Raw genomic sequence first — 24,591 nt, 5'->3', positions numbered from 1 at the left:
TTCTATGGATAAGCTTCAATCTTCTCTACTGGAACTGGAGAAAAAGTTATCAGAAACTTTGCAATATCAAGAGCGCCAGGCTGAATTTGATAAAGTTGCCAAACAGCGTTTTGACAACAATCTTGAAGCGTTTAAATCTTACTATCCTGCTCTGCATAAACAAATTACAACATTTGTTCCACGAAAAGACTTCACAGTATTTGTATCACCCTCTGGAGATGGCAATTATCAGCCGGAGGGGGCACCAGTACCGCTTTATGGGAATAACCCCGTCGAGCAGTCCCGGCAACAGGTTGAAAAAAACACACAAAAAGCACAGTTTGGTCGTTCGGCGCTTTACAGAGGCGCAGATGCGGGCACCAAAGCGGATAAACGTCTGCATATGCAATACATGGCAAAATTGGCAGAAAAATTTAAAGAAACAGTAGCCGAAGATGAGCCCCTGCTTGACTCTCTGCCAGCGCATTATCCAACCTGTATTATGTTTGGTGTGGGCTTAGGTTATGCGCTGTCTGAGTTATTGAAAGCGCACACTTTTGATTATCTGTTTGTGTGTGAACCCGACTTTGAAACATTTTATGCCAGTCTATACTGCACTGACTGGGAGGCGATTTTCACTAGTGCCGATGTACAAAGTGGCTGTGTTTTTTTACACATTGGCGTGACATACGAAAATTTCTTTCAGGAAATTCAGAATATCTATAACGATATTGGTGCCTTTTCCCTGATCAGCAGTTTTTGTTACCAGCATACACCGGGCGACAAGGTTAATGCGTTAATCAGAACGTTCTTTGACCACTTCTTCCAAATTCAATTAGGTTACGGATTTTACAACGATGCGGTTACCGGTATCGCGCATACTATTGAAAACTTCAACACGCACCACTGTCCGGTTTTTGTACCTCCGCCTAAAAAAAGTCAATCACTCAAATCACTGACAGCATATGTTGTGGCTAACGGGCCGTCTGTTGATGAAGCCATCGATGTGCTACGCGAAAACCGCGAAGATGTCGTGATTTTTGCAGCGGGTACAGCACTTTCCACATTACTAAAACTCGGTATCACGCCAGATTTTCATGTACTTGTTGAAAGGCCAAAAAATACTTACGACGTGCTGGTAGAAACTACCGACATCAACGAGCTGAAAAAGCTGAATCTGCTGGCTGTCGATGTGATGTATCCGGAAGTCTCGCCTTTATATCAATGGGCCGGTTTAGGTTTAAAAGGACCGGAAGCAAGTAGTGTTTTAGCTCAGTTTGAATATTTAAAGGTTCATCAGACTCTGGTTGGTTCGATGTTTTGTGCCAGTCCATTGGTCGCCAATACCGCCCTGTCCTTCGCCACCATGATGGGATTTGGTGAAATCTATATGTTTGGTGTGGACAATGGCTATCCAATGAGCGGACAAAGTCATTCGGAGCATAGCATCTATTTGGATCCTGGCTACAAAAACCGTTATATGGCGAATCCAGATGCACCGCATATTCTGGAAGGGAATTTGTCTGGTCAGGTAAAAGCCACTACCTTGATGCTGCAGGCCAAACAGCAAATGGAGACGTTAGTTAAGGCCTATCCACATATTCAGTTTTACAACGTAGGCAGTGGGGCAAAAGTGGCCGGGACTGAGCCATTGACCGTCGACGATATTCTGTGTGTGCCACTTAAACAGCACAAAGAGCAAGTGGTAGAAGATATCAAAACACGGTTCTTTAGTGAACTGGTTATCAATGATCCTGAACAGGCCGTGGGGATTGAAGAGCTCGAGTCGTTGTGCGATTACCTGCTGGAAATTGCGCACCGGCCTTATTCTACACGACAGGAAGCTTCCGATTTGTTACGTGCCCAGGCCCGTGTGGTGTTTGCTTATCGCGGCCGCAAATTCGGGCATTTGTTCCATGTTATTAAAGGCACGCTACTGTATTTTCACGGGCCGCTTATCAGCTTGCTTTACATGTATGCCGACGAGAAGAAATCCTTAGGCTGGTTTGCTGAAGCTATGGCGGTATGGATCGATTGTATCAAAGCCATGAGGGCGGATTATAAACATGCCTGGAATAAACGTTGCGAATACTCTTTAGAAGAAATACTTTACCTGAAAAGTTTGACTGATAAATAAAGGGTGATGGGTGGCTGTTGCAGCGCCAGTTTTTTGTCGAAAGAGCATTTACCTTTATAAGTTAGCAATTTAGCAAAATAAGCGCTAATTTTAACTGTGTACTGTTACAACACGGTAGTGACAACGTTATATCGCGCACTTTAACGACACCATGGCAGGAAATCTAAGATAACTTGCTGATATCATGGAATAAGATAAAGTGTCGTTTTTATTTAGCAAAGCGAGGCCAGCCATTTATGTTTAACAATAAAACAATTTTAATTACAGGCGGGACCGGCTCCTTTGGGCGCAAGTTTACTCAACATATCCTGGATAACTTTTCGCCAAAGAAAATCATTGTTTATTCACGGGATGAGCTAAAGCAGTACGAAATGCAACAGGATTTTCCACAGCCCTGTATGCGTTTTTTTATTGGTGATGTACGTGACGAAGTGCGGCTTAAAGAAGCCATGAGCGACGTAGACTTTGTCGTACATGCAGCCGCCCTGAAACAAGTGCCGGCTGCCGAATACAATCCAATGGAATGTATTAAAACCAACATTATGGGGGCGCAGAATGTGATTAGCTGTGCCCTGAGTAATGGAGTTAAAAAGGTCGTAGCGTTATCCACAGATAAAGCGGCAAACCCGGCTAATCTCTACGGTGCCACCAAACTGGTATCGGATAAATTATTTGTTGCAGCCAATAACACCGTTGGAAAACGTGATACCCGATTCAGTGTGGTGCGTTACGGTAATGTTATGTGCTCCAGAGGCTCTGTGATTCCGTTTTTCCAAAAGCTGATACAAGACGGCGCGACTACTTTGCCTATTACCCACCCAGACATGACACGGTTCATGATTACTCTTAAAGAAGGGGTGGAATTTGTGTGTAAAAGTTTTGAGCGCATGCATGGCGGAGAAATTTATGTGCCCAAAATACCTTCAATGAAAATGGTGGATGTGGCAACAGCATTGGGTCCGGATCTGGATCAGGAAATAATCGGTATCCGACCAGGCGAAAAATTACATGAGACTATGTGCCCGGCAGATGATTCTCATCTGACGCTTGAGTTTCATGATCATTTTGTTATCTGCCCGACGATCCAGTTTGCCGATAAACAGGATTTTTCAAAGAATAAACTTAATGAATCAGGCACTGCGGTGGCAGAAGGATTTGAGTATAACTCAGGTAATAACACTGAATGGATTGGTCCGCAGGACCTGCTGGCCTGCCTTGAAGAAGCCTCCAGTTAATGACATTTATTCCGTACGGCAGGCAGGATATCAACCAGACCGACATTGATGCGGTGGTTGATGTGCTCAAATCAGATTTCATCACGCAGGGGCCAGCCGTACCTGCATTTGAGCAGGCGATAGCAGACTATACCCGAAGTCAGTTTTGTATTGCCGTAAACAGTGCCACATCAGCACTGCATCTGGCGTGTATGGCACTTGGCGTAGCCAGTGGTGACACTGTCTGGACCTCCCCGATTACATTTGTCGCCAGCGCCAACTGTGCCAGATACTGTGGCGCTGATGTCGATTTTGTGGATATCGATCCGGATACCTTTAATCTTTGTCCTGTCAAACTTCGCGATAAACTGAAAAAGCATGCTGCTGAAGATTTACCACTGCCCAAAGTGCTTATTGCGGTTCATATGGCCGGTCAGTCCTGTGCGATGAAGCAGATTCATGCTTTGAGTCTGGAGTATGGTTTCAGAATTATTGAAGATGCCTCTCATGCCATCGGTGGCCGGTACCTCAATGAACCGATTGGTCAGTGTACCTATAGTGATATCTGCGTATTCAGCTTTCATCCGGTTAAAATTGTGACTACCGCTGAAGGCGGCGCATTAACCACCAATAATGCTGAACTGGCAAAGGTGTTGTCACAGTTACGCAGTCACGGTATCACCAGGGATCAGGATGATATGCTGGTAAAGCAATCCTTAGATGGTGACTGGTTTTATGAACAGCAGGCCCTGGGCTTTAATTATCGAATGACAGAAATGCAGGCTGCCCTGGGACTCTCTCAGATGCAGCGACTGGATGAATTTGTTGAGCGTCGCCATAGCCTTGTAAAAGACTATCGTGAATTGCTGGGCAATCTGTCACTGCTTTTGCCTGACTGTGCCGATGACTATTATTCCGCTTTTCACTTATTTATTGTGCGTGTGCCTCAGGGCAGCGAAGTGAGGAAGCGTTTATTTGAGAAGCTGCGTAACAATAATATCGGCGTTAATGTGCATTATATTCCGGTACATTTTCAGCCTTACTATCAAAAGCTGGGCTTCAGAAAAGGGCAGTTCCCGGCAGCGGAAAGCTATTATGACGGCGCGTTAAGCCTGCCTCTTTATCCTTCCATGACCAGGGATGATCAACAGGCGGTTGTTGATGTTATTTACCAGTTTTTTGATGAACTGCGACGTTAGTCAGATACTAAATATCACGCACAAAACAGCCAGTGGATAATATCCCCGGCTGTTTTTTGCTTTTTAAAACCGGCTTTTTCAAAGATTATTTGGCTTGCTACATTAGTTACCTTTGTCCGGGCTACTAGTGTGATGGAATGGTGTACCAAAAAGTAAGCAATAGATTTTTTTAACAGGGGAGAGGCGAGCCCGCGACCTCGCAGCGCCGGATTAACATTGATAGAGATCTCAGCGGTTAAGCGGTCTGATTCGATATCAAACCGGCACATGCCCACTTTCTCGCCGGCATACTCACCAATCAACAGGTGTTTTTGTGAATTTTCAAGCACGCAGGATAACCACTTATGGTGTTCTTTTTCTTTGACTATTTTGCTGTCAAATGACATGGCCCGGGTGGTGGCATCATTACGCCATACGAGCAGGTCAGCAGAATCAGCGAGGCTTGCCGAGCGGATTAAAACGTCAGGAGTTGTCATGGTAAATCGTTCCGTAAAATCACGTAGATTAAATTAAGGCCCAGCTCATCGGCGTTCCTTTTGCTGCATCCTGATTAATGGGCTTGCCCAGCAATAATGGCAAATATTTGGGTGGTAATCCTAATCCCGGTCTGACAGAGCGAAGATTTTGTGCAGTCAGTATCTCGCCTTTTTTCATATCTTCAGCGATATAAAGAGAGCGTCGGAAAACCAGCGAAGATTGTTCTTTGGCTGTTGCGCCATAGGATATTTTGCCTAATGCGGCGGCGGCTCGATCGGTCTCATCCACCAGTAGCCTGAGCTCATCAGGCTCTAAGGAAAAGTCGGCATCGACTCCGCCTTCACTGCGGTCCAGCACAAAGTGTTTTTCGACCACTGACGCGCCAAGGGCCACAGCAGCCACGGCTACACCCACCCCCATGGTGTGATCTGATAACCCTACCTGGCAGTCGAACAGTTCCGCTAAATGAGGAATTGTACGCAGGTTGGCATCCACCGGGCGGGCAGGGTAATTACTGGTGCACTTCAGTAAAATAAGTTGAGTACATCCGTTTTGCTTTAATACCTCAACAGATTCGGCAAGCTCAGCCTGGCTCGCCATACCAGTAGAAACAATGACAGGTTTACCGGTTTTTGCGACTGCCGCGAGCAGAGCATGATCAGTATTTTCAAACGACGCAATTTTATAGCAGGGTACCTGCAACTCTTCCAAAAACGCGACGGCGCTCAAATCAAACGGCGAACTGAATGCCAGCAGGCCGAGCTCGCTGGCATAATCAAACAGTTCTTTGTGCCATTCCCAGGGCGTCATAGCCTGTTGGTAAAGGTCGTACAGTGAAGAGCCTTCCCACAGACTGTTCGGGTCGCTGATAAAAAACTCACCATGATGGACATCAAGAGTAATAGTATCCGGGGTGTAGGTTTGTAACTTCACCGCATGAGCACCGGCTGCTGCGGCCACTTTAATCAGTTCTCTGGCTTTTTCCAGTGACTGGTTATGGTTTCCCGACATTTCTGCAATGATAAAAGGGGGATGGCCGGGGCCAACTTCACGGTTGCCAATGGTAATGGAGGTCATAGTTTTTCCCCATGTAGATGGTTTATGTGTTCAATCACTTTATTTACACCGCTGTCAGGCGGCACGATGTTTCGTGCCTGCCGGGACAATGCGAAAAGTGCATCTGGGTGTTGAAAATAAAACAGCATTTTCTGGATGAGTAAATCAGGGCTGAATTGTTCATAGGCGCCCAGCCACTCACAGGCGCCGGCATTTGCCAGCTCTTTGGTTATTTCTGTCTGATTGTCTGCCGTGGTAATAATGAGGCCGGGCAGGCCAACACGGCAGCGCTCCCAATGTGTTGAGCCACCACTGCCTATCATCAGCGATGCTTTTTGCATCAGTTCAGACATGTAGTGACAGTTTTCATGCAAAGTAACCCCTTTATAATGAGCAATCTGCAGCTGTAGTTCCCTGCTAAACGGATAGCTTGCTCCGATGACAACATCAGCAGTGACATTGTAATTTGACAGCGACGGCAGCAGTGCAGCGCACTGCGCTGTTAAATTCTGCTCATCGCTACCGCCAAAGCTGATTAGCAGGTGATTCGGCAATCTGGTGGTCAGTTGCTGATTAAATTCATCCCGCAGTAGAGCAAACTTTGGCCCTAGCAAGTTTTTGCAGTGTGCAGGAACCAAGGCTTTGTAACGATGCTCGGGGGCTGAATAGTAGTTCTGATCGAGCAGAATATCGCAATCATGCAGACGATTAGCCAAATCATCGATAACCATAATATGCTGACTCAACCGGCGCATCACCCCACAAAATGCCGCGCCAAGAGCATAGTGATCAACAATAAGCAGTGATAGTTCTGACTCGGTCAGCAGCTCACACCATAGCTGAGCTTCGTGCTCCTGACTGATTCCATCAGGTATATCTGCCAGTATCAGCCTGAATCCCTGCTGCAGAATTTTCTCGCCAAGATGACCGGGCATACGCTTACACAAAAATGTTATTCGGGCACTTTGTGGCAGGTGGCTGGCCAGCGTCAGGCATCGCATAATATGCCCTGTACCTATTGTGGTAGAAGCATCAGCCCGAATGGCAATATTCATATTTTCCCCTGCTTTTGCAGCACATCGTGCATGACCTCAGCTCGTTCCCAGTCTTCAGTGGTGTCGATATCGCACACCAGATAATCCGGTAATTCAAACAAGCGTGACGTGGGGCTGAAAATAGGCGCCTCAGCAGTGCGCCACAGACTTTCGTGTGACCAGTACAACTGTCCTGCATCATGGAAAGCCGGAGCCAGATCCTGTGAGCGTTTTTCGATGCTACTGGCGTCAAATGGCACAACGCCCCCGTCACTGGCTTTAAGTAGCGCCCGCTGGATGGGAAAAGCAAACCGGGTGGCAGTAAATACATTGGTGATGCCGGAATCTGCCTGAAGTAAACACAGGCTGTCATCGATCACAGATGGCGTCAGAAACGGTGCTGTAGCATAAATACAGGCGCAGTAGTCAAGTTGCCACTTTTGGGCAATTAATGTTTCTACTGCGTGACACATTACCTCGGCTGTGCCGGTAAAGTCATCCGCCAGGTGGGCTGGCCTCAGGAAAGGTACGCAGGCGCCTTCCTGTAACGCAATTTGTGCAATGTCTTCATCATCAGTAGACACGACGACTTTATCAATCACATTACTTTTTTGCGCACAGCGAATAGAATGCGCGATCATCGGAATACCGCAAAAAGACTTTATATTTTTACGGGGGATGCGTTTGCTTCCGCCGCGGGCAGGGATAATGGCTATATTCATAAATTGCCGGCTACATTGCAAAAATTGATAATCCGGCAGTATATCAGGATGATATCGTCCGGTACGTTGTTGTCGTCTATCCTATATCGGCGTTGGTCAAAAAAAGTGAAGCCAAGTCAGTACAGCGACAGTCTCTGTTGTCAGTATCTTGCGTATGAAATAAGCGTAACAGGTATTGACTCTGATACGCTATGGGCAGGCGACTTACTAACCAAACCGCCAGTGTTTTGCTAAGCTGTATAAGATATTCGGAGGCGAAGCGATGGAAATCAACGGTTCTCAGGTCACCCCGTCAGGGCTTGGTCAGATTCAGGATAAGAAAACGGATCTGAGTGAGAAGCTGGCCAGTGGTAAGCAGGTTAACAGTGCTGAAGATAATGCTGCGGCATTGCAGATTATTGATCGTCTGACCTCGCAGGTGGAGGGAAATCGTCAGGCACTGAGTAATGCGTATGACGGCATATCGCTGGCGCAGGTTGCCGAAAGTGGCTTGCAGGGAATTGGCGAGGGTGTGTCGCGTATTCGTGAACTGACATTGCAGGCTGGCAATGGTGCACTGAACAGCACTGACCGCGAAGCCATCCAGCAGGAAATCACTGCGTTGCAGGACAACATTTCTCAAACTGCTGAGCAAACCCAGTTTGCCGGAAAGCCTTTATTAAGTGAACAGGGCAGCCTGTCGTTTCAGGTGGGCGCAGATAGCGGACAGACCACCGATATTCAGACCAATGATGTGGTCAGTGATATCGCTGGCTTGTTAAGTATTGACGTAACCAGTGGCAGCATTGACGATGCTATTGCGCAGACCGACAGTGCGCTGGAGTCGGTGGGTGTCTTTCAGGCAGAGCTCGGCGCGGTGCAGAATCAGCTGGCCAGTACGACCCGAAATCTGACTCAGTCAGATATCAGCGCCACGTCATCCCGCTCACGTATTGGGGATCTAGATTATGCGCAGGCTGCCTCGCAGCAAGCCAGTCAGGATGTGCTCGAAAAAGCCTCTACCTCCGTACAAGCCATTGCAAATCAGCAGCGAGGTCAGGTATTGTCTTTATTAAGTTAATGACTTGCCGTCATTTTTTTGAAGAAAAGCAGGGCTGCCTGCTTTTTTTGTGACCAAATTTTGACGATTCTTTGTTGTGCTTTATGCGGTAACCGCTAAAATCAGACAAATGCGCTAAACTCTTAATAATAAATACGCGTCATCCGGGGATTTAATGAAGGATATTCTGCTCGTTAGTGATAACGGCGATCTTATTCATAAGCTTGAAACGATCGTTTCTTTTATCGGTGAACCCTATTCGAGCCGCTCTTTTGCGGACAGCACCGCCTACCTTAATGATAATCCTGTCGATGCAGTACTGGTGGATTTTTCCGTGTCCCAGTGCAAGGAATTGATCAGACAGTATCCGCAGATCCCATTTATTGCCGTGGTGAATTCTGACGGCACGGTCGCCCCGGAGCAAAACCTGGTGGCTGTCACCACCTTACCGATTACCTATCCGGTGTTAACTCAGGCTATCCATCGCTGCCAGGAATACAGCCGGCGCCGTCCCGGTTCAGACAAACCGTCTGGATTTAAAACCCGATTATTCCGTTCGCTGGTGGGGCAGAGCAATGAAATTCAGATGGTGCGCCGTCTGGTCGAGCAGGTGGCACCCACCGATGCCACGGTATTGATTCTGGGCGAGTCGGGTACCGGCAAAGAAGTGATTGCCCGTAATGTGCATTTTTTCTCGGAGCGTAAAGACGGTCCGTTTATTCCGGTAAATTGTGGGGCTATCCCCGGCGAACTGCTGGAAAGTGAATTATTCGGCCATGAAAAAGGCGCGTTTACCGGCGCGATCAGTGCCCGCAAAGGCCGTTTTGAGCTGGCTGAAGGCGGTACTTTGTTTCTTGATGAGATTGGCGACATGCCCCTGCAGATGCAGGTAAAGCTGCTGCGGGTGTTACAGGAGCGTACCTTTGAACGGGTGGGCGGGCATACGCCTATCAAGTGTAATGTTCGTATTGTGGCAGCAACGCACCGAAATCTTGAAACCATGATCAAAGCGGACAAATTCCGTGAGGATTTGTACTACCGGCTTAACGTATTTCCTGTCGATAGCCCGGCACTGCGCGAACGCAAAGATGATATTCCTCTGTTGCTGCAAGAGCTTATCAGCCGAATTCAGGGCGACGGCGTGGAAGGGGTTAAGTTCACCGAACTTGCCATCGCCTCGCTGATGGAGCATGAGTGGGCCGGGAATGTACGCGAGTTGTCTAACCTGGTGGAACGTCTGAGCATTCTGTTTCCCGGTCAGATTGTGGATATTCAGGATCTGCCACCTAAATATCAGTACGGAGATGTACAGGCTTATCAGCCGGACTATCCTGAAGAGCTGCTTGAGCGTGATGCCTTTAACGAACTGTTTGCTGAGTCGGCGGCGGCAGAGCATGAGCGCCAGCAGGCCGAGCCAGCGCCGGCAGATATTCCGCCGTTGACAGTGGATGAATTCCAGGCGCCCATGCTTGAAGAGGGCGTTAATCTTAAAGAGTATTTATCCGAGCTTGAAATCAATATGATCATTCAGGCCCTGGAGCAACAGGACTGGGTAGTCGCCCGGGCTGCTGATAAGCTGGGAATGCGCCGGACAACGCTGGTTGAGAAAATGCGTAAATACAATATTCAGCGTGAAGAGCAGTGTTCGTCAGATAATTGACTCTGATACCTACCCTTTAAATTCAATCCAAGCCATTGAAATAGAAGAAAAATAAATCTGGCACAATACGTGCAATTCTGTATGTCATAACGACAGACGTCTGCTTTTTGACGAGGACGACATGGCATACGATAGCGCACTGTATAGCACCTATAGCGACAATGAATTTCTGCTTCACGATAGCCCGGTTTATTGCAGCGATCCGGTGGCTGATCCTGCCCAGGAAGTAGCCACGTTGCGTAAGCAGGCAAACCGCCTGTCAGACTTGCTTCAGGTTATGCCCAATGGCGTGATTGTGCTGGATGGCTCCGGTATCGTTCGTCAGGCCAACCGGCAGGCGATGGAGCTGCTTGGTGAGCCGCTGGAAGGCGAGATCTGGCGCAGCATTATTACCCGGTCTTTTAAACCCCGCGCTGATGATGGTCATGAAGTGTCTCTGATTGATGGCCGGCGGGTCAAACTGTCGATTACCCCTTTGCAAAATGAACCCGGTCAGTTGATCGTAATCACGGATCTGACCGAAACCCGCCAACTACAGGCGCGGGTCAGCCACATGCAGCGTTTATCGTCACTGGGCAAAATGGTGGCATCGCTGGCTCATCAAATTCGTACGCCGTTATCCGCAGCGATGCTGTATGCGGCAAACCTTTCCCGACCTGATCTGGACAAAAGCGCCACCCAGCGTTTTGCCAGTAAAATGTCCGACCGATTGCAGGAGCTGGAAGGTCAGGTCAACGATATGCTGTTGTTTGCCAAATCAGGTGAAGACCAGGTGGTCGGTGCTATAACGGCTACCGATATCAAGCTGGCGGTGGCGCCTACCGCGCTATCTATAGGCGATCAGCACCAGCAGACTATTGTCTTTGAGGGCTTTGAACAATCTGTTTCCCTGACCGGTAATATCACCGCATTACAGGGCGCGCTGCTTAATCTTATTCACAATGCCTGTCAGGTGAATCCGGCAGGCGGTCAGATTATTCTGCGCGCCTCCATTCATCATCAAAACCTGCAAATCACGGTTAGCGACCAGGGCCCTGGTATTGAACAGGCGCAGGTAAAGCGAATTTTTGAGCCGTTTTATACCACCAAGACCCATGGCACCGGGCTGGGGCTGGCTGTGGTCAAATCTGTGGCAAACTCACACAAGGGCAGTTTATCAGTGCATAACCTGCCGGGCGGTGGCGCCTCTTTTGTGATGTGTTTACCGGTGCTCAATGCACATAGCGCTGCTCAGTCAATTGCAGGAGAAACCCTATGAGCCAGACCAGTATTCTTATCGTGGAAGACGATGCCGGCCTTCGCGAAGCACTGATAGACACATTGTCGCTTGCCCGTTACAAGGTAGTGGCAGCTCAAAGCGCTGAAGACGCTATGATACAGCTTGGTCAGCATACTATTGACCTGGTGGTCAGCGATATTCAGATGGCTAACATGAGTGGTCTGGTACTGCTTAAAAATATCAAATCCCGGTTCCCGCAAATGCCGGTATTACTGATGACCGCCTATGCCACTATCGACGATGCTGTGCAGGCTATGCGAGACGGTGCGACTGATTATCTGTCTAAACCCTTTGCGCCCGAAGTGCTGCTTAACCTGGTGGAGCGTTATGCGCCGGCCCGTAAAATTGAATCGCGCACGCCGATTGTGGCAGATCCATCCAGCCTGCAGTTACTGGCGCTGGCGCGCAAAGTAGCCAGATCTGATGCAACCGTTATGGTGCTAGGCCCCAGCGGCTCAGGAAAAGAAGTCTTATCGCGCTATATTCACGATCAGTCCGGCCGCAGTCAGATGCCGTTTGTGGCAATTAACTGTGCCGCCATACCGGAAAACATGCTCGAGGCGACGTTGTTCGGTTATGAAAAAGGCGCATTTACCGGTGCGGTACAGGCCTGTCCGGGTAAGTTTGAACAGGCTCAGGGCGGTACGCTATTACTGGATGAAATCACCGAAATGGATTTATCCCTGCAGGCTAAGCTGCTGCGGGTTCTTCAGGAAAAAGAAGTAGAGCGGCTGGGCGGACGAAAAACCGTGGCTCTGGATGTCCGGGTAATTGCAACCAGCAACCGGGACTTACGACAGGCTGTGGATGCCGGACAGTTCCGCGAAGATTTATATTACCGGCTGAATGTGTTTCCTATGGTATGGCAGCCGCTGGCACAACGGCCCGGTGATATTGTGCCGCTGGCCGAGCATCTGCTTAATCGGCACAGCGCCTCTCAGGGGATGGGCGTCGTGAAGCTTAATGCCGCAGCGCGCAATAAGCTGGAAAACTATACCTGGCCGGGCAATGTCAGAGAACTGGAAAATGTTATCCAGCGTGCACTGATTTTATGTAACGGCGATACTGTGGATTCATCAGATCTGATGATTGATATGGCAGACAGTCTGCCTGTTCACACAGCCAGTCGGCCGGCCGAAGAGGACGATAACAGTAAGCTGGGCTCTGAGTTACGACAGCAGGAACACCAGATTATTCTCGATACGCTGGAAGCCTGTAACGGTAAGCGTAAGGAAGTGGCCGAGAAACTGGGCATCAGCCCGCGTACATTACGCTATAAACTCGCCCGTATGCGAGATGACGGTATCGAGCTGCCCGCCTGATCCCTGCCTGAAAAGTTGCCTCTGTTCACCCGGTCCATGCTGCTTGTCACGGCGACCGGGTGCTTGTTTTTTTGCTATTGCGCCTTCCTCACTGCCGTCATTATTTTGGCTTTTCCATTCTAACTCATTGTAATTAAATACAAATAAAAGTTGGCTCGCCAGTTGCAGAGTTACTGGTAATTGTAATTCGGTCAGACAGGTTTCTGACAGTTATTTCCCCGGAGAGTCACGATGGACGTTAAAGCCAATAGTTTGTATCAGGAAATGCAATCCATGATCGGGCAGACCCGTCTTCAGCCTATCGAAAACCCGCAAGCTCAGGAAGCGCTGGTGCCGTCGACTTCGGCCACCGAATTTTCAGCCATGCTGAAAGGAGCTATCGAAGGTGTCAACGAGATGCAGCATACGTCAAAAAATATGCAGCAGGCGTTTGAAATGGGGGATAAGTCATTAAGCCTGGCGGATGTCATGCTGGCCAAAGAAAAATCCGGCATTGCGTTTGAAGCAACAGTGCAGGTACGCAACAAAGTGCTTGAGGCGTACAAAACCATCATGAACATGCCGGTGTAGGTAAGGATAAGTAACCATGGCTGACACAGGAACAAACCTCACCGTATCCGATGATTCAATGGGCGGGGCGGCAGAAACAGAAAATAAATCCGGCTTTATGGATGCGCTGGGTAGCGCAGATATGATGCGCCAGATGGCTCTGGTCGTGGTACTGGTAATCTGTGTAGCCATTGCGGTGTTTATTCTTATCTGGGCGCAGGAACCGGACTACCGGCCACTGGCCAAAATGGAAACCGAAGAGCTGATTGAAACTCTGGATTACCTGGATGCCAGCCAGATTGACTACAAGCTGGAAGGCAATACGATTTTTGTGCGTCAGGATGAATTTCAGAATATTCGTCTGGGTATGACCCGTCAGGGGCTGTCTGGCTCAAATGACTCAGGCTCTGACATCATTATGCAGGACATGGGCTTTGGCGTCAGCCAGCGGGTTGAGATGGAGCGTTTGAAACACGCCCGCGAAATGCAGATTGCGACCACCATCCAAGATATTTCCAGTATTCAAAAAGCCCGCGTTCTGCTGGCTATGCCAAAAGAAAATGTATTTGCCCGGCGCGAGAAAAAAGCCAGCGCCACCATCGTACTTACCGCCAAGCGAGGCAAAGTGATTGCCGGTGAAGAAGTGGATGCGGTGGTGGATATTGTGGCCTCTGCGGTACAGGGCATGGAGCCGTCAAATGTTACCGTGACAGACAGTAACGGCCGGCTGTTGAACTCTGGCTCTCAGGACTCCATGAGTGCCCGGGCGCGCAAAGAGTACGAACTGGAGCGTAAGCGCGAAGCCGAATATCTGGAAAAAATTGACGGGATTCTGATCCCCGTACTGGGTTTGGGCAATTATACCGCGCAGGTGGATGTCACCATGGACTTTACCGCTATGGAGCAAACCCAGCGTAGCTACAACCCGGATTTACCAGCGGTTCGCAGTGAAATGCTGGTGGAGCAAAATACAGTAGGGTCAGCAGCTGGTGGCATTCCCGGTGCGCTGAGTAATCAGCCCCCTCTGCCGGCCGATATTCCTGAAAACGCCATTGGTACGGGCGGTGCCGGTACGCCGGTACCAGGTAGTAAGAATAAAGAAACCACCCGTAACTACGAGCTGGATACCACCATCAGCCATACCAAAAAACAAACCGGAACCATGCGTCGTCTGAGCGTTTCGGTGGCGGTGGACTATGCCTCATCAACAGCCGAAGACGGTACCGTGAGTACCGCGCCGCGCAAGCAGGAAGAGTTGCTGAATATCCGACGTTTGCTACAGGGTGGTCTGGGATTTGATGTTACCCGCGGCGATTCACTGGAAGTGGTCAGTGTACCGTTTACCCGCATGGATGCCGGCGAAATCGAAGATCTGCCAATCTGGGAGCAGCCGAAGTTCCTGCCTATACTGAAACTGGTTATGGGCGCACTGGTCATTATCGTCCTGATCATCTTTGTTATCCGTCCAATGTTGCGCAAACTGATTAACCCGGACGACACCAAGGAAGTGGAAGATTTTGATGCCGATGAAGGACTGGATCTGGGTGATGATACCATCAGCATGCTTAATACCGACTTTGATGAAGGTCAGGTGGGCTTTGCCGCAGACGGCTCGCTGATGCTGCCGGATCTGCATAAAGATGAAGATGTACTTAAAGCCGTACGGGCCCTGGTGGCCAATGAACCTGAATTGTCAGCCCAGGTGGTAAAAGGCTGGCTGATGCAGGATGAATAGGAGCGTTTAGGGTCATGGCTGAAGAATTAGCAACAACTCAACAAGAACCCAGCTACGATGTTGGTAAGCTGGAAGGCGTGGAAAAAGCAGCCATTCTGCTGCTCAGTTTGTCCGAAGAAGATGCCGCGCAGATTTTAAAGCATCTTGAGCCTAAGCAGGTTCAGAAGCTGGGCGCGGAAATGGCAAAAGTGGATGATATGACACAGGGTAAAATTACCGCTGTGCATAAACACTTTATCGATGAAATCCAGAATTACAGCACGATCGGCTTCCAGTCGCAGGACTTTGTGAAGCGAGCCCTGACCGCGGCATTAGGGGAAGATAAAGCCGCGAACCTGATTGATCAGATTCTGATGGGCAGCGGCGCCAAAGGGCTGGATTCACTGAAATGGATGGACTCTAAGCAGGTGGCGTCAATTATCCGTAACGAGCACCCGCAGATCCAGACCATTGTGTTGTCATATCTTGAACCAGAGCAAAGCGCCGAGATTCTGGCGCAGTTCCCGGAAAAAGTCCGGCTGGATCTGCTGATGCGGATTGCCAACTTAGAAGAAGTACAACCCGCGGCCTTACAGGAGCTTAACGAAATTATGGAGAAACAGTTTGCTGGTCAGGCCGGTACTCAGGCAGCCAAAATGGGTGGCCTGAAGTCAGCCGCCAACATCATGAACTATCTGGATACGGCTATCGAAGGCCAGCTGATGGATGCCATCCGCGAACAGGATGAGGAGATGAGTCAGCAGATTCAGGATCTGATGTTTGTTTTCGACAACCTGGTGGATGTGGACGACAAGGGGATTCAGGCTATTTTGCGCGAAGTTCAGCAAGATGCGCTGCTTAAAGCCATTAAAGGCGCCGATGACGAGCTGAAAGATAAGATTACCCGCAACATGTCTAAGCGGGCAGCCGAAATGCTGACCGATGATCTGGAAGCTATGGGGCCGGTAAGAATCTCAGAAGTGGAAACCGCCCAGAAAGAAATACTGTCTGTGGCACGTCGTCTGGCCGACTCCGGTGAAATTATGCTGGGCGGCGGTGGCGGCGAAGAATTCCTGTAACCTTTTACTCAGGTAGTAGAGCACGATGTCGGATAATCAGGATAACAATTTTTCTGCCGAGCAGGCCAGACTGTGGGATCTTCCGTTTATGGAAGACGAGGATACCGCCAGCAAGGCATCGGTGACCAATGCGCTGAACCGGCGTAGCGACTGGGTGTATGAGCCGCCGGAAGAAGAAGAGGAAATTCTGCCGCCAACGCTTCAGGAAATTGAAGCTATTCGCCAGGCCGCCCGCGACGAGGGATTTGCAGAAGGCCGTCAGGCCGGCTTTGACGAAGGACGCTCAGAGGGGCTGCAAAGCGGTCACCAGGAAGGATATGAAGCTGGTCTTGCAGAAGGGCGTCAGCAGGGGCTGGAAGAAGGTCAGGCGGACATTACCACACAACTCGATAGTCTGGGTAGCCAGCTGGAGATGCTACATCAGCCACTGGAGCAGGCGACTGAGGCGTCTCGCACTCAGTTGGTCCGGCTAGCCGTGTCGCTTGCCCGGGCCGTGATCCGGACTGAAGTTGCCACCAATGAAACTGTAATATTGCAGGCGCTCAGTGAAGGTATCAAAGTATTGCCGGTAACCGAAACCCGGTATCAGATTCACATGAACCCGGACGACCTGGCCCTGATGAACACTCATTTTGGTGCCGATACCATTCAGGAAAAAGGCTGGCAGCTGGTGGAAGCACCGGCCATGGCGCGCGGTGGCTGCGACATTATTACCACCCATAATGCGGTGGATGTATCAGTAGAGCGGCGCTGTCGTGATGTGCTGGATACGTTTTTACTGGAACAGGGGTTAAGCGGTGAGTGATCCCTTTGCTGATTATTTTGCCGGGTTATCTGAGCAGGTGCCTCAGCCGCCGGTGGTTGCCGCTGGCAAACTGGTGCGCGGTATCGGCCTGACCTTAGAAGCTGTCGGTTGTCAGTTGCCGGTAGGCAGCCAGTGCATGGTACAAACAGTGGAAGGCGAAATTGAAGCCGAGGTGGTCGGGTTTGGTGATGAGATTACCTACCTGATGCCCACCGAAGCAGTACGCGGTATTGTGCCTGGTTCACGGGTCATTCCGCTGAACCGGGAAAGCGGACTGGCGGTAGGGCCTGAGCTGCTGGGCCGGGTGGTTGACGGCAATGGTCAGCCGCTTGACGGACTGGGCGCGCTGAAAACCAGTCAGCGGGTGCCCACACTGCGCCCGCCAATGAATCCGCTGACGCGCCGGCCTATTACCGAACCGATGGATGTGGGCGTACGCTCTATCAATGCGATGAACACGGTTGGCGTAGGCCAGCGTATGGGGTTGTTTGCCGGTAGTGGTGTGGGTAAAAGTGTGCTGCTGGGCATGATGACCCGAGGCAGCAAAGCTGATGTGGTCGTGGTTGGCCTTGTTGGTGAACGTGGCCGGGAGGTGAAGGAGTTTATTCACGACATTCTGACCGAAGAAGAGCGCAAGCGCGCTGTTATCATTGCCGCTCCGGCAGACACCTCTCCGCTGATGCGGTTAAAAGCCTGTGAAACCGCCGTCTCGATTGCCGAGTATTTTCGCGATGAAGGGCACAATGTTCTGCTGCTGATTGACTCACTGACCCGGTATGCCATGGCGCAGCGTGAAATTGCGCTGGCTGTCGGTGAGCCGCCCGCTACCAAGGGCTATCCGCCATCGGTATTCGCCCGGTTACCGGCTCTGGTAGAACGCGCCGGTAACGGTGCGCCGGGGCAAGGCTCTATCACTGCCTTTTACACGGTACTGACCGAAGGCGATGACCTGCAGGATCCGATTGCTGATGCGGCCCGGGCCATTCTGGATGGTCACGTGGTATTGTCACGTAAACTGGCAGACAGCGGGCACTATCCGGCCATTGATATTGAAGCATCAATCAGCCGGGTAATGCCGATGGTGGTCAGTGAAGAATATCTGACCCAGGCCCGTCGCATCAGGCAAGTGTATTCCACTTACAAACAGAATCAGGACCTGATTGCCATTGGTGCCTACGCCAGAGGCTCAGATCCGCGGATTGACCTGGCTATCCGGGCTGAACCGGCCATTAATGCCTTTTTGCAGCAAGGAATGAAACAGGTGCTGACTTTTGATGAGTGCACTGAAGCCATGCAAGCGCTGGCCACCGGGCTGGGTAACGGATAATGGCCTCGCAGCAGCTTAACACCGTACTGCGGGTTGAAACCGACCGTGAGCAAAAAGCCAGTCAGGCACTGGACCTGGCTCAGCAGCATCTGACCGGCCAGAAGCAAAAACTCAGCAGCCTGCAACAGTATCGTCTTGATTATCTGCGTGAAATTCAGCAATCCGGCCGTCAGGGCGGAGTGGATGTGCGCAACTATCATCAGCACCTGCAGTTTGTAGGCAAGCTTGATAAAGCCATTGCTCAGCAGATGCAGATGGTATCGCAGGCTAACCTGGTAGTGGATCAGCGCCGCCGGCAATGGCTGGAGCAGCAAAAGCGCCGGAAAGCCGTCGATCTACTGCTGGACAAAAAGCGGGCTGAAGCCATGGCGGTGGCTAATCGTCAGGAGCAGCAGATGCTGGATGAGTTTGCGACGCAAAAATTTTTGCGTGCAAAAACAGGTTATTAGATTTTTGACCTGATGAGTTGGTAAGGCTGGCGAGAACTATGGAACGCTCCTTGCTCAGTGATTAGGACAGTACAGAAAAAACGTCAAAAATTATGTTTTTGCTGGTTGGATTGATAGCTTTTTTAAATGTTAATCAAGGCATTACAATTAAAGCTCAGGCAGAGGACTTTCGGTTATGATGCAACAAGTTGCCACTAAGCGCTCAGATGTTGCCGCTTTACCCATCGAGGTAGGCCACAGCGAGGCGCCGTCCACGGATGGAACAGGCTCAGCGCAGTTCAGCGCGGTGCTTAGTGATATCGATAAGCAGCGTCAGACGAATAAAGCGCCCGCGCCAGCAGCGCAGCGCGATGATGCTGTTAAGACCGATGCTCCATCTGACAACTTACAGACGCGTGCGTCTTCTGATAATAATACTCATGAAAGCGCCGGTGCTTACGAGCCAGACAGTCCGGCTATGGATGACCAAAGTGCGATGAAAACGGATGCCACCGAAAAAGCCGCACAGTCCCAGGTCACGCAGGCAGATGACATCGACTGGCTGGCCTATGTGGACAATATTCGCATGTTACAGGAAGGCGCTGCCGATGAGACAGCGTTGCCACCAGGCCAGATCACCTTTCAGATAGACGGTGAGCAGATTGAGGTTGACCGGCTCATCGCCATGCCCGATACCAGCATTGATCCCCAGCAGGATAAAATTACGCCGGTGCCGGTTGCAGTAGGTACGCTGGCCAGAGAACTGGTGAAACAGGTCATGGGCAGTGCAGCGGGTGCGGAAGAACAAGGCGGTGAGGACAGCAGTGCCGATACCGCAGTCTCATCCGGTAATGACGGCGACCTGCAGGCACTTTCTGCCGCCTTGCTAAACGCCATGAATCAGGCCGGTAGTGGTGAGCAAAGCGATGCCGATAGTCAGGACTTTTTGCAACAACTGGCGCGCCTGACTCAGCCTGAAGCCAGCGAGCAAGCAGTGGTCAGTCAGGAGGATGCCGGATTATTGACAGGGCTGCTAAGCACAGAGATGCAGGGTGAGGAAAAGGTCAATGATGGCGGAGCAGATGCCGCGCAGGATAACCTGGCTGCGTTGCTCAATGGCCTGACTGAACAGGGTCAGGAAGATATGCGTGAAGCGATTGCCAGTCGCGTCAAAGAGCTGGTGGGAAATGCGGCCAGTGACGCTCAGCAAAGCAAAATAACCGATGCGGTTATCAGTGGTATCAAAGAAATGCAGGCTCAGTTAAGTCAGGGCCATGAGCCGGGTTTCAGCGTGGCTGACCTGGTCGCGCAGAGTGTGGCTGATGCGGGAGTCAATGTGGATGAGCAGCTACAGGCTGGCATTCATCAGCAAATAAGTCAGCTTAGTACAGTTGTACAGGCCGCCAGCGCCACTGCTCAGGCTGCTGCCAGTATGCTGCAACCGCTGGGCAGTGACACCATGGTAGCAGAAACCAACCAGCTCAAATCAGAAGCCGCCCAGAATGGTAAGACCCTGGATGGCGCAGATTCGGCTGTGAATGTTCAGCAGCCTGAAGGACAAAAGCAACTGGCCGAGAAAATCCGCTGGATGGTAAACAGCCGTAACATGATGGCAGAGATTCGTTTGGATCCGCCGGAAATGGGCAGTATGCAGGTGCGGGTTAATGTACAGGGTGATGCCGCGTCAGTCAGCTTTATTGTGCAGTCGCCACAGGCCAAAGATATGCTGAGTCAGGCTGAACCCAGATTACGGGATATGTTGGCTGAGCAGGGCATTCATTTAGGCGAGTCTTCTGTACAACAGGAAAGCCAGCAATCTTCCCAGCAGCAGGGTGAATGGGCCGGCTCTGGTCAGCCTGGACACAAGGGCAGTAACGACAGCGATGAACCGGTGCAGGTTACCGAGCAACAGTTAACCCGTCGGGCACAAGGTGGTGTTGATGACTATGCTTAGGTAAGTCCTTAGCATAATTGCACTTTAAGCAGGATAAATCATAATATCCTGTGCCTGGAAAAATCAGGCAATGCCCAATACGGAGAAGTAAATCATGGCAGACGAAGAATTACAGGTTGAAGAAGGCGCGAAGAAAAGTAAGCTTCCGCTGATTATTATTATCGTGGTGGTGCTGATTGCCGGTGGCGGTGCAGCCTGGTTCTTTTTATTTTCCGGCGGTGATGAGCCGGTCGCAGAAGAAGTCGCCGGCGAGGGCGCAGAAGCCGCCGACAGCGCATCCGCAGCGGCGGCCGCAGATGGCGCGGCCAATATCGGCACCGCGCTGTATGTAGCGATGCCCCGACCTTTTGTATTTAATGTGCCCGGCAGCGGGCGTGACCGGCTGGTACAGATTAAAGTGCAGCTGATGGTGCGCGGTAGTGACAATGAAGAAACTGCCAAAATGCATATCCCCATGATAGAAGGGACGTTATTGCAGGTTTTCAGCTCAAGTAACGCTGATGACCTGGTCACCGAAGCCGGCAAGGTCGCACTGCGCGAACAGGCGGTGACCGAAGTGCAGAAAGTCATGAAGGATATCGCTGGTACAGAAGTGGTGGAACAGGTACTGTTCACCGGTTTTGTAATGCAATAGACAGGATAATGCGGTGAGTGATTTATTATCTCAGGACGAAATCGATGCGCTGTTACACGGTGTCGATGATGTAGAAGAAGATGAGGTTAGCAGTGATGCGCCCTCGGATGCTTCTGCGCTGGAGTATGACTTCTCCTCACAGGACCGAATCGTACGTGGGCGTATGCCCACCCTGGAGATTGTGAACGAACGGTTTGCCCGGCATCTTCGGGTCAGTCTGTTCAACATGATGCGCCGCTCTGCTGAGGTGTCGATAAACGGCATTCAGATGATTAAGTTCGGTGAGTACATCCATACTCTGTTTGTGCCCACCAGTTTGAATATGGTGCGGTTTCGTCCGTTAAAAGGCACCGGCCTTATCACCATGGAAGCCCGGCTGGTGTTTATTCTGGTTGATAACTTTTTTGGCGGTGACGGTCGTTACCACGCCAAAATTGAAGGTCGGGAGTTCACGCCAACCGAGCGCCGGATTATTCAGATGCTGCTCAAAATTATATTTGAGGATTATAAAGAAGCCTGGGCGCCGGTTATGGATGTGTCATTTGAATACCTGGACTCAGAAGTGAATCCGGCGATGGCCAATATAGTCAGCCCCACAGAAGTGGTGGTGATCAGCTCGTTTCATATTGAGCTGGACGGCGGCGGCGGTGACTTTCATGTGTCGTTACCGTATTCCATGCTGGAGCCCATCCGGGAGCTGCTGGATGCCGGTGTGCAAAGTGACAAGGAAGACACGGATTTACGCTGGAGCAAGGCGTTACGCGACGAAATCATGGATGTGAAAGTAGAGCTGTCTACCCACATGCTGGATTTTGACGTGTCACTACAGCAGGTGATGGACTTTAAAGCCGGTGATGTGATTCCGGTGGAGATGCCCGAACATATCACTGTGCTGATTGAAGACCTGCCGACCTTCAGGGCCAAGCTGGGTCGCTCCAGAGATAATCTGGCATTAAAAATTACTGATAAAATCGCACGCCCGACTTCGGTTAAGTCGGACCTGCAGTTGTTAACCCGCGGCGGTCGCGTTATTGATAATGACGCGGAGCTGCAAGTACTCGAAGAAGACCTGTAGCGTCAGGCCTTTGAACACTATGAGGCATTGTTATGAGTGAAGAAGACGGCATGGACGACTGGGCTGCCGCCATGGCGGAGCAGGCTGATTCAGAAGCACAAGAAGGCGATGACGTACAACCAGCAGAACTTGACGAGTTCACTGATGATGCGCCGATAAGCCAGGAAGAAAAACGCAAGCTGGATACCATTCTGGATATTCCTGTGACCATATCCATGGAAGTAGGCCGAAGCCAGATCAGTATTCGCAATTTGTTGCAGCTTAACCAGGGGTCGGTGGTTGAGCTGGACCGGGTCGCCGGTGAACCGCTGGATGTTTTGGTAAATGGCACGTTGATTGCTCATGGTGAAGTAGTAGTGGTCAACGACAAATTTGGTATCCGGCTCACCGATGTTATTAGTCAAATCGAACGTATCAAAAAACTCAGATAAAACTTCTTTATTTTCAAGGGGCTGCATTATGCTGCCCCTGCTATTCTCCGGTTCGGCCTGCGCTGCCGATACCCAGTCGATTACAAATCCCACCTCTGTACTGTCAATTTTTCTATCACTGCTGCTGGTGGTGGCGATTATTTTTGCGCTGGCTTACGTAATGCGACGGTTTAATGTCACTCATGGCGGTAGCGGGCAGATGAAGGTTGTCGCCAGTATGGTGGCAGGCAGTAAAGAGCGCATCATGGTGATTGAGGTAGGTGATGAGCAGCATCTGGTTGGCGTGACCAGCCACACTATTTCTCACCTCAGTAAGCTGGAAAATAAACTTACCCCAAAAAGTAGCGGGGATAACAGTGGCCAGCAGTTTAAAGACAAATTAGTCAAAGCCATGGCAGGTAAAATCAACCCGGCTATCAAACAGGGAGACAGTCATGAATAAATCGCGCTGGTGGCTGGCCCTGGCCTTGCTGGTGATGGGCAGCCTGCAACCGGTTATGGCACAGCAGGGCATCTCTGCGCTCACGGTTACTACAAACCCCGATGGTACCCAGGACTATTCCATGACCTTACAGGCGCTGTTTATCATGACAGCTCTGAGTCTGATTCCGGCATTTATTATGATGATGACCTCGTTTACCCGCATCATCGTGGTACTGTCAATTTTGCGTCAGGCCATCGGGTTACAACAGTCTCCGTCTAATCAGATTTTAATTGGCGTGAGCCTGTTTTTGTCCATGTTCATTATGGCGCCGGTGTTTGAGCAGGTGAATGAAAATGCGTTGCAGCCCTATCTGAACGAGCAGATGACCAGTAAAGAGGCGTTCGAGCAGGCCAAGGAGCCTATGCGGGCATTTATGCTGTCCCAGACCCGGGTTAAAGATCTGGAAACTTTTGTGCGCATTGCCGGTGATGAGGATAAATATCAGGACCCGTCGGAAGTGCCGCTGACGATTCTGATCCCTTCGTTTGTGACCAGTGAACTGAAAACCGCTTTTCAGATTGGTTTTATGCTGTTTATTCCTTTTCTGATTATCGACTTGGTGGTGGCCTCCATCCTGATGGCGATGGGGATGATGATGCTATCGCCGATGATTGTGTCATTACCCTTTAAGTTGATGCTGTTTGTGCTGGTGGACGGCTGGAATCTGATTTTCGGCACACTGGCAACCAGCTTTGGTATGGGCGTGTAGGAGGACAGGCGATGTCACCGGAAGTTTTTGTTGAAATTCTGCGCGAGTCTTTGTTCCTGGTTATTCTGCTGGTGTCCGCGGCGATTGTGCCAAGCATGATTGTGGGCCTGGTCGTGGCGGTTTTTCAGGCGGCCACCTCCATTAACGAACAGACCATGAGCTTTTTGCCTCGTCTGATCGTGACCTTGCTGGCGCTAGCCTGGGGCGGCAACTGGCTAGTGGCCAAACTGATGGATTTTTTCTACCACATGGTAGAGCAGATTCCGCAAGTTGTCGGGTAATGC

At 50.5% G+C, this 24,591-nt stretch carries 24 protein-coding genes; 20 read left to right on the top strand and 4 right to left on the bottom strand.

Annotated features, from left to right (window positions below):
- Positions 1–4: 4 nt before the first annotated feature.
- The 3 genes from EZV72_RS13805 to pseC all read left to right on the top strand — a co-directional run bounded on the left by EZV72_RS13805 (position 5) and on the right by pseC (position 4,529).
- Positions 5–2,116, top strand: a complete 2,112-nt coding sequence (locus EZV72_RS13805) for a motility associated factor glycosyltransferase family protein (protein WP_137167774.1) — start codon at positions 5–7, stop codon at positions 2,114–2,116.
- Positions 2,117–2,352: 236 nt separating this feature from the next.
- Entirely contained in the window at positions 2,353–3,351 is a 999-nt protein-coding gene (pseB, locus tag EZV72_RS13800) for a UDP-N-acetylglucosamine 4,6-dehydratase (inverting) (protein WP_137167773.1), read from the top strand.
- A complete protein-coding gene (pseC, locus tag EZV72_RS13795) occupies positions 3,351–4,529 on the top strand; it encodes a UDP-4-amino-4,6-dideoxy-N-acetyl-beta-L-altrosamine transaminase (RefSeq protein WP_137167772.1) in 1,179 nt (392 codons plus the stop codon). The genes pseB and pseC overlap by 1 nt, the downstream gene beginning before the upstream one ends.
- Positions 4,530–4,543: 14 nt before the next feature.
- Here pseC and EZV72_RS13790 read toward each other — a convergent pair whose 3' ends face one another.
- The 4 genes from EZV72_RS13790 to pseF are packed head-to-tail and all read right to left on the bottom strand — an operon-like array spanning position 4,544 to position 7,818.
- Positions 4,544–5,005: a GNAT family N-acetyltransferase gene (locus tag EZV72_RS13790; RefSeq protein ID WP_137167771.1), complete on the bottom strand. Its 462-nt coding sequence runs from the start codon at positions 5,003–5,005 to the stop codon at positions 4,544–4,546.
- 28 nt (positions 5,006–5,033) lie between these two features.
- Positions 5,034–6,083 (bottom strand): pseudaminic acid synthase, encoded by a 1,050-nt coding sequence (pseI, locus tag EZV72_RS13785; protein WP_137167770.1) that lies wholly within the window; start codon positions 6,081–6,083, stop codon positions 5,034–5,036.
- Complete coding sequence (gene pseG, locus EZV72_RS13780; protein ID WP_137167769.1) at positions 6,080–7,117, bottom strand: UDP-2,4-diacetamido-2,4,6-trideoxy-beta-L-altropyranose hydrolase; 1,038 nt, start codon at positions 7,115–7,117, stop codon at positions 6,080–6,082. The genes pseI and pseG overlap by 4 nt, the downstream gene beginning before the upstream one ends.
- Positions 7,114–7,818 carry a pseudaminic acid cytidylyltransferase gene (gene pseF / locus EZV72_RS13775; protein ID WP_137167768.1) on the bottom strand — a complete coding sequence of 235 codons (705 nt, stop codon included), beginning with the start codon at positions 7,816–7,818 and terminating at the stop codon, positions 7,114–7,116. Before pseF ends, pseG begins: the two co-directional genes overlap by 4 nt.
- A gap of 262 nt (positions 7,819–8,080) precedes the next feature.
- Between pseF and EZV72_RS13770 the strand changes: the two genes are divergently transcribed.
- The 17 genes from EZV72_RS13770 (at position 8,081) to fliQ (ending at position 24,588) form a co-directional block, all read left to right on the top strand.
- A complete protein-coding gene (locus tag EZV72_RS13770) occupies positions 8,081–8,878 on the top strand; it encodes a flagellin N-terminal helical domain-containing protein (RefSeq protein WP_137167767.1) in 798 nt (265 codons plus the stop codon).
- Between the two features lie 154 nt (positions 8,879–9,032).
- Positions 9,033–10,517, top strand: coding sequence for a sigma-54 dependent transcriptional regulator (locus EZV72_RS13765; RefSeq protein ID WP_137167766.1), 1,485 nt, complete (start codon positions 9,033–9,035; stop codon positions 10,515–10,517).
- A gap of 121 nt (positions 10,518–10,638) precedes the next feature.
- Positions 10,639–11,775: a sensor histidine kinase gene (locus EZV72_RS13760; RefSeq protein ID WP_137167765.1), complete on the top strand. Its 1,137-nt coding sequence runs from the start codon at positions 10,639–10,641 to the stop codon at positions 11,773–11,775.
- Complete coding sequence (locus tag EZV72_RS13755; protein ID WP_137167764.1) at positions 11,772–13,118, top strand: sigma-54-dependent transcriptional regulator; 1,347 nt, start codon at positions 11,772–11,774, stop codon at positions 13,116–13,118. The genes EZV72_RS13760 and EZV72_RS13755 overlap by 4 nt, the downstream gene beginning before the upstream one ends.
- A gap of 231 nt (positions 13,119–13,349) precedes the next feature.
- Positions 13,350–13,688: a flagellar hook-basal body complex protein FliE gene (fliE, locus tag EZV72_RS13750; protein ID WP_137167763.1), complete on the top strand. Its 339-nt coding sequence runs from the start codon at positions 13,350–13,352 to the stop codon at positions 13,686–13,688.
- A gap of 16 nt (positions 13,689–13,704) precedes the next feature.
- Positions 13,705–15,402 (top strand): flagellar basal-body MS-ring/collar protein FliF, encoded by a 1,698-nt coding sequence (gene fliF / locus EZV72_RS13745; protein WP_137167762.1) that lies wholly within the window; start codon positions 13,705–13,707, stop codon positions 15,400–15,402.
- Between the two features lie 14 nt (positions 15,403–15,416).
- Positions 15,417–16,460 carry a flagellar motor switch protein FliG gene (gene fliG, locus EZV72_RS13740; RefSeq protein WP_137167761.1) on the top strand — a complete coding sequence of 348 codons (1,044 nt, stop codon included), beginning with the start codon at positions 15,417–15,419 and terminating at the stop codon, positions 16,458–16,460.
- A gap of 25 nt (positions 16,461–16,485) precedes the next feature.
- The gene (gene fliH, locus EZV72_RS13735) at positions 16,486–17,265 is read left to right on the top strand and encodes a flagellar assembly protein FliH (RefSeq protein WP_137167760.1); all 780 of its coding nucleotides are present in this window, start codon (positions 16,486–16,488) and stop codon (positions 17,263–17,265) included.
- Positions 17,258–18,592: a flagellar protein export ATPase FliI gene (fliI, locus tag EZV72_RS13730; protein ID WP_137167759.1), complete on the top strand. Its 1,335-nt coding sequence runs from the start codon at positions 17,258–17,260 to the stop codon at positions 18,590–18,592. The genes fliH and fliI overlap by 8 nt, the downstream gene beginning before the upstream one ends.
- Entirely contained in the window at positions 18,592–19,041 is a 450-nt protein-coding gene (fliJ, locus tag EZV72_RS13725; protein ID WP_175405124.1) for a flagellar export protein FliJ, read from the top strand. Before fliI ends, fliJ begins: the two co-directional genes overlap by 1 nt.
- A 175-nt stretch (positions 19,042–19,216) precedes the next feature.
- The gene (locus tag EZV72_RS13720) at positions 19,217–20,974 is read left to right on the top strand and encodes a flagellar hook-length control protein FliK (protein ID WP_137167757.1); all 1,758 of its coding nucleotides are present in this window, start codon (positions 19,217–19,219) and stop codon (positions 20,972–20,974) included.
- Positions 20,975–21,068: 94 nt separating this feature from the next.
- Positions 21,069–21,608 (top strand): flagellar basal body-associated protein FliL, encoded by a 540-nt coding sequence (gene fliL, locus EZV72_RS13715; protein WP_137167756.1) that lies wholly within the window; start codon positions 21,069–21,071, stop codon positions 21,606–21,608.
- A 13-nt stretch (positions 21,609–21,621) separates the two neighbouring features.
- On the top strand, positions 21,622–22,683 hold the full coding sequence (gene fliM, locus EZV72_RS13710; RefSeq protein ID WP_137167755.1) for a flagellar motor switch protein FliM: 1,062 nt from the start codon (positions 21,622–21,624) through the stop codon (positions 22,681–22,683).
- A gap of 32 nt (positions 22,684–22,715) precedes the next feature.
- Positions 22,716–23,114 (top strand): flagellar motor switch protein FliN, encoded by a 399-nt coding sequence (fliN, locus tag EZV72_RS13705; protein ID WP_137167754.1) that lies wholly within the window; start codon positions 22,716–22,718, stop codon positions 23,112–23,114.
- 28 nt (positions 23,115–23,142) lie between these two features.
- Positions 23,143–23,556: a flagellar biosynthetic protein FliO gene (fliO, locus tag EZV72_RS13700; RefSeq protein ID WP_137167753.1), complete on the top strand. Its 414-nt coding sequence runs from the start codon at positions 23,143–23,145 to the stop codon at positions 23,554–23,556.
- A complete protein-coding gene (gene fliP / locus EZV72_RS13695) occupies positions 23,549–24,307 on the top strand; it encodes a flagellar type III secretion system pore protein FliP (protein WP_137167752.1) in 759 nt (252 codons plus the stop codon). The genes fliO and fliP overlap by 8 nt, the downstream gene beginning before the upstream one ends.
- Before the next feature lie 11 nt (positions 24,308–24,318).
- Positions 24,319–24,588, top strand: a complete 270-nt coding sequence (fliQ, locus tag EZV72_RS13690) for a flagellar biosynthesis protein FliQ (RefSeq protein WP_137167751.1) — start codon at positions 24,319–24,321, stop codon at positions 24,586–24,588.
- Positions 24,589–24,591 lie beyond the last annotated feature (3 nt).

The sequence above is a fragment of the Salinimonas lutimaris genome, from assembly GCF_005222225.1.
GTDB lineage: Bacteria > Pseudomonadota > Gammaproteobacteria > Enterobacterales > Alteromonadaceae > Alteromonas > Alteromonas lutimaris.
This window is presented reverse-complemented; position numbering and strand designations above follow the sequence as displayed.

Bases quoted from the DNA above. Each gene is read 5' to 3' on its own strand.
- EZV72_RS13760 (WP_137167765.1), top strand. From the start codon at position 10,639: ATGGCATACGATAGCGCACTGTATAGCACCTATAGCGACAATGAATTT.
- fliJ (WP_175405124.1), top strand. From the start codon at position 18,592: ATGGCCTCGCAGCAGCTTAACACCGTACTGCGGGTTGAAACCGACCGT.
- EZV72_RS13765 (WP_137167766.1), top strand. From the start codon at position 9,033: ATGAAGGATATTCTGCTCGTTAGTGATAACGGCGATCTTATTCATAAG.
- EZV72_RS13755 (WP_137167764.1), top strand. From the start codon at position 11,772: ATGAGCCAGACCAGTATTCTTATCGTGGAAGACGATGCCGGCCTTCGC.
- fliG (WP_137167761.1), top strand. From the start codon at position 15,417: ATGGCTGAAGAATTAGCAACAACTCAACAAGAACCCAGCTACGATGTT.
- pseG (WP_137167769.1), bottom strand. From the start codon at position 7,117: ATGAATATTGCCATTCGGGCTGATGCTTCTACCACAATAGGTACAGGG.
- fliL (WP_137167756.1), top strand. From the start codon at position 21,069: ATGGCAGACGAAGAATTACAGGTTGAAGAAGGCGCGAAGAAAAGTAAG.
- fliO (WP_137167753.1), top strand. From the start codon at position 23,143: ATGCTGCCCCTGCTATTCTCCGGTTCGGCCTGCGCTGCCGATACCCAG.
- EZV72_RS13790 (WP_137167771.1), bottom strand. From the start codon at position 5,005: ATGACAACTCCTGACGTTTTAATCCGCTCGGCAAGCCTCGCTGATTCT.
- fliP (WP_137167752.1), top strand. From the start codon at position 23,549: ATGAATAAATCGCGCTGGTGGCTGGCCCTGGCCTTGCTGGTGATGGGC.
- fliN (WP_137167754.1), top strand. From the start codon at position 22,716: ATGAGTGAAGAAGACGGCATGGACGACTGGGCTGCCGCCATGGCGGAG.
- fliF (WP_137167762.1), top strand. From the start codon at position 13,705: ATGGCTGACACAGGAACAAACCTCACCGTATCCGATGATTCAATGGGC.
- EZV72_RS13805 (WP_137167774.1), top strand. From the start codon at position 5: ATGGATAAGCTTCAATCTTCTCTACTGGAACTGGAGAAAAAGTTATCA.
- pseC (WP_137167772.1), top strand. From the start codon at position 3,351: ATGACATTTATTCCGTACGGCAGGCAGGATATCAACCAGACCGACATT.
- pseI (WP_137167770.1), bottom strand. From the start codon at position 6,083: ATGACCTCCATTACCATTGGCAACCGTGAAGTTGGCCCCGGCCATCCC.
- EZV72_RS13770 (WP_137167767.1), top strand. From the start codon at position 8,081: ATGGAAATCAACGGTTCTCAGGTCACCCCGTCAGGGCTTGGTCAGATT.
- pseF (WP_137167768.1), bottom strand. From the start codon at position 7,818: ATGAATATAGCCATTATCCCTGCCCGCGGCGGAAGCAAACGCATCCCC.
- pseB (WP_137167773.1), top strand. From the start codon at position 2,353: ATGTTTAACAATAAAACAATTTTAATTACAGGCGGGACCGGCTCCTTT.
- fliH (WP_137167760.1), top strand. From the start codon at position 16,486: ATGTCGGATAATCAGGATAACAATTTTTCTGCCGAGCAGGCCAGACTG.
- EZV72_RS13720 (WP_137167757.1), top strand. From the start codon at position 19,217: ATGATGCAACAAGTTGCCACTAAGCGCTCAGATGTTGCCGCTTTACCC.
- fliE (WP_137167763.1), top strand. From the start codon at position 13,350: ATGGACGTTAAAGCCAATAGTTTGTATCAGGAAATGCAATCCATGATC.
- fliQ (WP_137167751.1), top strand. From the start codon at position 24,319: ATGTCACCGGAAGTTTTTGTTGAAATTCTGCGCGAGTCTTTGTTCCTG.